Raw genomic sequence first — 6,227 nt, 5'->3', positions numbered from 1 at the left:
GTCGTAAAGACGACGAAACCCTACGGGTTTCCCAAACCATTCCTCCGGAATGGTTTGGTGAATTCCTCCGGAATTCCCGCACGAACAGGGTGAGTTGTGAGGCTGGGTTCGGCGAGTGCGGGTGTGGTGGTGAACCATGGCCCTACGAGCCATCACGATGCAGGCAGGGCAAGGGTTCTGACTGACCACCGGGCGAGGCTGCCTCACCTGACGGCATGGGGGACCGTGATGCCCGAACCCTCCGGGCCCGGACACCCGCACCACGCCAACCGAACACGCCAGCAATGAGCGAGGGAATCAGACAGCACCGGCAGACCGCTCCGTGGCCCCGCTGTGTGACTCAAAGAGTGAGCTAGATAAGAACATGACTCAGCATCCCCCACCCTTGCACCCCACCAGGCCCCCGGAAAACCCCGGACAGAAAAGCCACCGGTCGCCCCGAAAAGAAAAGCCCCACCCATCTCCGAGAGGCAGCCGACCCACAGGAGCCACTGACAGGACGACACCCGCCCTGCCCACCACACCCCCTGACAGACACGCACCGCCCACCACCGGCCACCCCCAACCCCACCCCGTCGGCACCCAGTCGACGGGACCCACAGCCAGCGCAGCGACCGGTCCCGTTCACCGAGCCACACCAATCCAGACCACCCCACTCACCATCACAACTCACAGGGAAGACCAGGAAGATGAGGGGAAGTCTGAGTACTCACCACAGGAAAAATGGTGCCTGATCTGCACGTTTGCGAGGCGGCGCGAAATTATGCGCGCCTAATGTTGGGGGGGATGTTGGGAGGAATGCTAGGGGGGGATGTTAGGGGGGATGTTGGGGGGGATATTGCGGCTGAAGAAAAGCCAAGAAAGAGACGCGTGGACAGGCCCGAAAACCCCACTCACGTGCCAGTTTCTGGTAGAGTTTTATTTGTCAGGAAGACGCGAGGGGTTGGCCCCCCGGACGGCGCCCAAACCACAGCTCACAGGGAGCACCCATCATGGCAACCACCACCATCAAGTCCCACCGTGACGTCGCACTCGTCCACGGCCAGGAAATGTTCTTTCGTATTGCGCTGGAGCTGGAGCCCGGTCAGCACCTGCTCAGCTGTGTGATGGAGATGGCGCCCGGTGTCCGGGTTCCCGCGCGCGCTCTGTTCGAGATCGGGGAGGACAGCCTGGTGCGCAACTTGGAGCCCACGCAGGTCACCACGTTCGCCACGGTCCTCGGCGCAGGTCTCATGAACACGGCCGTTGAGCTCTGTCAGGTGACCGCCCGGTCCTCGTCCCTGTACGGCTTCCCGACCGAGCGGGTGTGGGAGAAGGACATGGGAACCGGGCTGACGGCTCTCACCGCAGGCGAGGCGCAGGCCCGCCGCGCGTCCGAGGCCAACCGCGACACCAGCTTCGAAGACGCATTCGCCCTGGACCGCCACAGCGGCATCGTGGTGGCCTGATGCTCACTGCCGGGCGGCGGTTGGCCCCGCCGCCCGGCACTTCCCGAACCGCAATCCTTGGAGAACCCGTGCGCATTCCCATCTATCCGCACTTCCCCACCATCGAGCCCACGGGCGGGCGCACCATTTACGGCGTGGTGGTGACTTTCTCGAACGACGAGGGCTACGACGTCGGCGAATGGGTTAGCGCCCCGCACACCGCCGGAAAGGCCGCCATTGCCGCCTATCTCCGGCACCACCGTTCCGCGTACGTCGAGGTGATGCTGGACGGAACGAGTTTCGCCTACGTGACACATCACCCGCGCACTCACGAGAAGACTCCGTTCCTCTGCCAGGTGGGAATGTGCGCCGACGACCGGTGCGGCGAGGTCCCGCCCGAAGAGTGTCTGTGCAAGAGCTGAACCAGCTTCACCCCGCCGGGACGGCGGTTGGCCCCGCCGTCCCGGCTCCATCCCGAACCACCCCAGCAGAGGGAGTAACCCCATGAGCGAGAAGACCACCGCCGCCACGGCCCAGATTCCGGCCGGCCTGGAGGCACTCGGACGCCTGACCGAGTTCGACCCCCGCACGTTGGTGCTGGACCCGCGCAACGCCCGCACCGAGAACGTCAAGCCAGATCACGCCTTGCTCGCGTCGGTCGAGCGCATCGGCGTACAGGAGCCGATCAGTGTCCGGCCGCTGGAGGACGGTACGTTCGGCGTGTTCAAGGGTCAGCGCCGTTGGCTGGCCGCCACCGCAGCGGCGAAGAAGGCCGAGGCCAAGGGCGCCCCCGTCCGGCCGATCCCCGCGTTCGTGCGTGAGGACCTGACCGACAGCGACACCGAAGCGCTGCTCCTGTCGATGGTGGAGAACACCCAGCGCGCCCCCATGACGCACCGCGACCAGCTGAACGGCGCCGCGCAGCTGGAACTGATCAGCATGAGCGAACCCGTCCGCCGCCGCGCGGCCGGAATCCTGGGCATGAAGCGCGAGTCTCTGCGTGCGGCGAAGCAGGCTTCCGCACTGACCACCGAGGGACTCCAGGCAGGTGCGCATCACGGATTCGACCTGACCGAGCTGGCCGATTTGCAGGACGTTGAGGAGGTGTCCGGAGCGGCCAACAAGCTCGCGTACGCCCGTCGGCAGGACGCCGAGGCGAAGGGCAAGAACACCCGGGGTAACTGGCAGCACGCCATGGCGTCACTCCGGCAGGAGCGCGACGAGCGGCGGAAGCGGGACTCCGCCGCCAAGGCCCTCACGGACGCGGGTGTCACGGTCCTGCCCCGCTACAGTCGGAGCGATGACACCGCGCGGCCGCTGGACCAGATCACGACGAAGCTCGGCAAGGAGTTCACCGCGACGACGCACGCCGCGTGCGCCGGTCATGCGGCGCGGCTGGACGAGGACGCCCAGCCGGTCTACTTCTGCACCGACCCGGAGAAGAACGGCCACGCGATCAAGGACGCCCCAGACGCGGCCGAGGAGGCCGAGGCAAAGGCAGCGGCGCGCGCCGAGCGGAAGAAGGTCATCGAGCAGAACAAGGCCGCCCGCGCCGCCCGCGACGTGCGCCACGAGTTCATCGCCCAGCTGTGCAAGGGCAAGACGCTGTCCGACGCGGCATGGACGCTCGTACTCACCACCGTGATGAACGCATCGGACACCTACCGCAAGTTCATCAACAGGACCCAGGCGAAGGCGACAGCGGCAGTCGCCCAGTTCACCGGCGGACCCGCGCCGGAGGGGAACGCGGACGACCCGTTCACGCCACTCATTCAGCGGACCGGGAAGGCGCGCCGCCCGCAGTTGCTCATGGCGCAGGTGGCCGCAGCGTTCGAAGACGAGATGCACGACAAGGCATGGTCCACGAAGACTGCCACTCAGGTCATGTGGCTGTCGTTCCTTGAGGCCGAGGGCTACACCCTCAGCGCGCACGAGGCCGCCATTCTCGGCCGTGCCACCGCCCCCGAGCCCGCCGACGAAGCGACCAGCCTGGCGGACGAGCAGGAGCCGCAGGAGGACGCCGAGGAGCAGTCGACCGAGGCGGAGCAGGCCGACGAGGCCGACGCCCAGGAGGAGGAGCAGGAGGACGCGCCGGACGCCCCGGAGGAGGGGCCCGAGGCCGCGACCGCACCGGAGGCCCCAGAGGGCGCCCAGGAGGCCGACAGGGAGGTCGAGGAGGGAGAAGCCGGGCCCGACGCCGAGGACGCCGCCACGACGCCGCAGGAGGGCGCACAGCAGGAGTAGCCGCCACGGGGCGGACCGGCCGCGCGCCGGTCCGCCCCCGCTGGCCGCAGCATCACTCGCCGGGCGGGTTGGCCCCCGCCCGGCACCCAGACCGCACCCACACGGAAGGCACACCGTGGAGACCACCGTTGCTCCGCAGCCGGACACCGGGCCCACGCTGCCCAACATCGCCCGCGCAGCCGCGCAGCATCTCGGCGAGGACTGGTCAGCCGAGCCGAGAGAGTACGCCGCAGACGACGGGGGCACGCTTCTTGGCATGCTGCGCGGCGCTCTGCGGGACGGGAACACCGATCTTGTCTGGGAGCTCAGCGCCGACGGTGAACAGACCCGGATGATCGCCACGCGGGTACGCCGGGAGCGCCAGGGGCCTGCCAGATGGTGAAGGGGGTGCGCTCCCGGTAGAGGGGCTACGAAAGAGGGCGGGCCGGACGCATTGCGTCCGGCCCGCCCTCTTTTCGTGTGTGTGAGCGGTCCGGCGGTTGTCCGCCGAAGCGGACCGCTTGCGCGGTTGGCCCAACCGCCGGACCTTCCCAAACCACAACCCAACAGAGGAGATCGACCAAAGGACGATTCCGCGCAGAGTCGTGATGCGTTTTCCAGCATAGCGGCACGCGTATTCCGACCCGGACACCTGCGGTCACTCACCCCCGAATACGCCAAAAACTGCTAGAATTCATTATGTCGAAACCGGTTGGCCCCGGACGACACCCAGACCACCTCACCAGGGAGTTTCCCCCATGAACGCTCAGGACCAGCAGGCCCGCAACGCCGCACCGACGGACGAGATCACCACCGAGGAAATCGACTCTCTCGCCGAATTCGGCCTGACCCAGGACGACGTAGCCGAGGCCATGGGGCCCGTTGCCGCGAAGATTCGCGCGATGGCCGAGGACACCGGCCGGGACGTCGAAGAGTTCTTCCTGTCCCTGGACCACGACCTGTTCGGCACGCTCTGCGTCGGTTACCTGGCCGCGAAGATCGCCGGGCACACCGGGGCGGGGCTGGCCCGCGAAGCGGAGCTGAACACGCTCGCCGCCCTCTCCCGGATCGGACGCGAGGACCTCGGCCCGCTCGCCCAGGCGCTCAGCCGCAGCTAGCCCGTCCGGCGGGGGCGGACCATGCGCCGCCCCCGCCCACCCAAGGCCCCTTTCCGGACCGGCCGCGCCCAGGCCGGCCGATCCGTCCACCGCGCCCGGAGGCACCCCCATGGCCACAGGAACACTCACGCTGCGCGCGCCGCGACTCTTCGTGCTGCGCATGTCCGTCACCGACGCCACGGCCACCACCCGCCGCTCGTGGTGCATGCCCGCCGCACCCTTCGGCGCTCCCGCCTGGCAGCTGCCGACCGTCGCTGACTACCTCACCGCGCTCAACCGCACCCAGGGCGCGCCCACCCTGGAGAAGTTCGCCGACCATCTCTCGCTCCGTGCCGGTGGCGCCGTGCCCGCGCCGCTGGAGTACTACGCGTACGACCCGATGCACGACCCGCGCGTGTCCACCTGGATGGATGTCCACACCGAGCCCGCCCAGGGAGGCGAGCGGTGGGCGCGCTGCGCGCTGTCCGTGCTGGAGCAGGAGACCGGCCGGTGCGGGTGGAGCCGGATCACGCGCCGTCGAGGCGCGTACGAGGTGATCGCGCACGCTTACCAGGAGGTGACGGCGGAGGCCGAACTACTGGCGGGCCGGATGCGGACGAGGCCGAACTACGGCACGGCCGAAGTGCACGAGCTGGCCGAGCAGATGCGCGCCCGGTGCTGGCGCGCGCACCGGCAGGCACGCGCCGAACAGCTGCTCATCCGCGCCGGAAAGCCGCCCCAGGAGAAGCAGAAGAACCGCAGGTCAATCGCGCTCACCTTCCACTAAAGACGTGTGTTTCTGTTAGGATTCTTTATGTCGGGGAGGTTGGCCCCTCCCCGACACCCCGAACCGCACCACATGAAGGAGTGTCACCAGTGGAAAGCCCGGACATCCTCGCCCGCATCGAACACGACCTCTCCGTCAGCGATGACGCCATGCGTTCGATCCCCGCAGGCTCCACCGCCGCAGGCCCCGAGCCGTTCGGCCCGCTCATCGACGCCTACACCCGCGCCGACGCCATCGCGGACGGAACCCTGGTCGCCGTCCCCGAACCCATCGCCCGTGAAGCCGGACTCCGCGCGCCGGTCGCGATCACCCGCGCCGCATGGACCGACTGCGTGGAGTGGAGCGACCGCGACAGCAACAGGCAGACCCCCCAGGACGAGGAAGGCCGACTCTGGGACGTCCTGTTCATGACCGCATTCGCCGCCCGCCGCTACACGCGGACGCCCTTCCCCGTGGAGCTCTACCGAGTCCCCCGGGGAGGACGAGCCCGCACGGCGCAGCCCATCGAGCTCACGTGCCGCTTCCACCAGGGCGACGGTGGCGAGCCGGTAATCACGATCAGCCTGCCCGACGAGGACTAGCAGCCCCAGCCGGCCGGGGGCCCCCCCCCCCCCGGCCCCCGCCCCCCCCCGCCCCACCCCCCGGTTTTAGGTGGACGCCAAGAACGGGAGCGCGGGGGGGGGGGGGAGAGTG

7 protein-coding genes are annotated in these 6,227 nt (G+C 68.6%); all 7 read left to right on the top strand.

The window, feature by feature from the left end; genetic code table 11:
- The first annotated feature begins 992 nt into the window (after nucleotides 1-992).
- The 7 genes from ACF1FZ_RS34925 to ACF1FZ_RS34895 all read left to right on the top strand — a co-directional run bounded on the left by ACF1FZ_RS34925 (nucleotide 993) and on the right by ACF1FZ_RS34895 (nucleotide 6,115).
- Nucleotides 993-1,448 carry a hypothetical protein gene (locus ACF1FZ_RS34925; protein ID WP_391777389.1) on the top strand — a complete coding sequence of 152 codons (456 nt, stop codon included), beginning with the start codon at nucleotides 993-995 and terminating at the stop codon, nucleotides 1,446-1,448.
- Nucleotides 1,449-1,516: 68 nt separating this feature from the next.
- Nucleotides 1,517-1,849, top strand: coding sequence for a hypothetical protein (locus ACF1FZ_RS34920; RefSeq protein WP_391777388.1), 333 nt, complete (start codon nucleotides 1,517-1,519; stop codon nucleotides 1,847-1,849).
- Nucleotides 1,850-1,931: 82 nt separating this feature from the next.
- Nucleotides 1,932-3,671 carry a ParB N-terminal domain-containing protein gene (locus tag ACF1FZ_RS34915; RefSeq protein ID WP_391777387.1) on the top strand — a complete coding sequence of 580 codons (1,740 nt, stop codon included), beginning with the start codon at nucleotides 1,932-1,934 and terminating at the stop codon, nucleotides 3,669-3,671.
- 115 nt (nucleotides 3,672-3,786) lie between these two features.
- Nucleotides 3,787-4,053 (top strand): hypothetical protein, encoded by a 267-nt coding sequence (locus ACF1FZ_RS34910; protein ID WP_391777386.1) that lies wholly within the window; start codon nucleotides 3,787-3,789, stop codon nucleotides 4,051-4,053.
- Nucleotides 4,054-4,408: 355 nt separating this feature from the next.
- Nucleotides 4,409-4,768 (top strand): hypothetical protein, encoded by a 360-nt coding sequence (locus ACF1FZ_RS34905; RefSeq protein WP_391777385.1) that lies wholly within the window; start codon nucleotides 4,409-4,411, stop codon nucleotides 4,766-4,768.
- A 109-nt stretch (nucleotides 4,769-4,877) separates the two neighbouring features.
- Nucleotides 4,878-5,534 (top strand): hypothetical protein, encoded by a 657-nt coding sequence (locus ACF1FZ_RS34900; RefSeq protein WP_391777384.1) that lies wholly within the window; start codon nucleotides 4,878-4,880, stop codon nucleotides 5,532-5,534.
- Between the two features lie 89 nt (nucleotides 5,535-5,623).
- Nucleotides 5,624-6,115, top strand: coding sequence for a DUF6573 family protein (locus ACF1FZ_RS34895; RefSeq protein WP_391777383.1), 492 nt, complete (start codon nucleotides 5,624-5,626; stop codon nucleotides 6,113-6,115).
- Nucleotides 6,116-6,227 lie beyond the last annotated feature (112 nt).

The sequence above is a fragment of the Streptomyces sp. NPDC014623 genome (assembly GCF_043088245.1).
In the GTDB taxonomy this organism is placed as follows: Bacteria; Actinomycetota; Actinomycetes; order Streptomycetales; family Streptomycetaceae; genus Streptomyces.
Note: the sequence above shows the minus strand (reverse complement) of the source record. Positions and strands in the feature narration are given on the sequence as shown.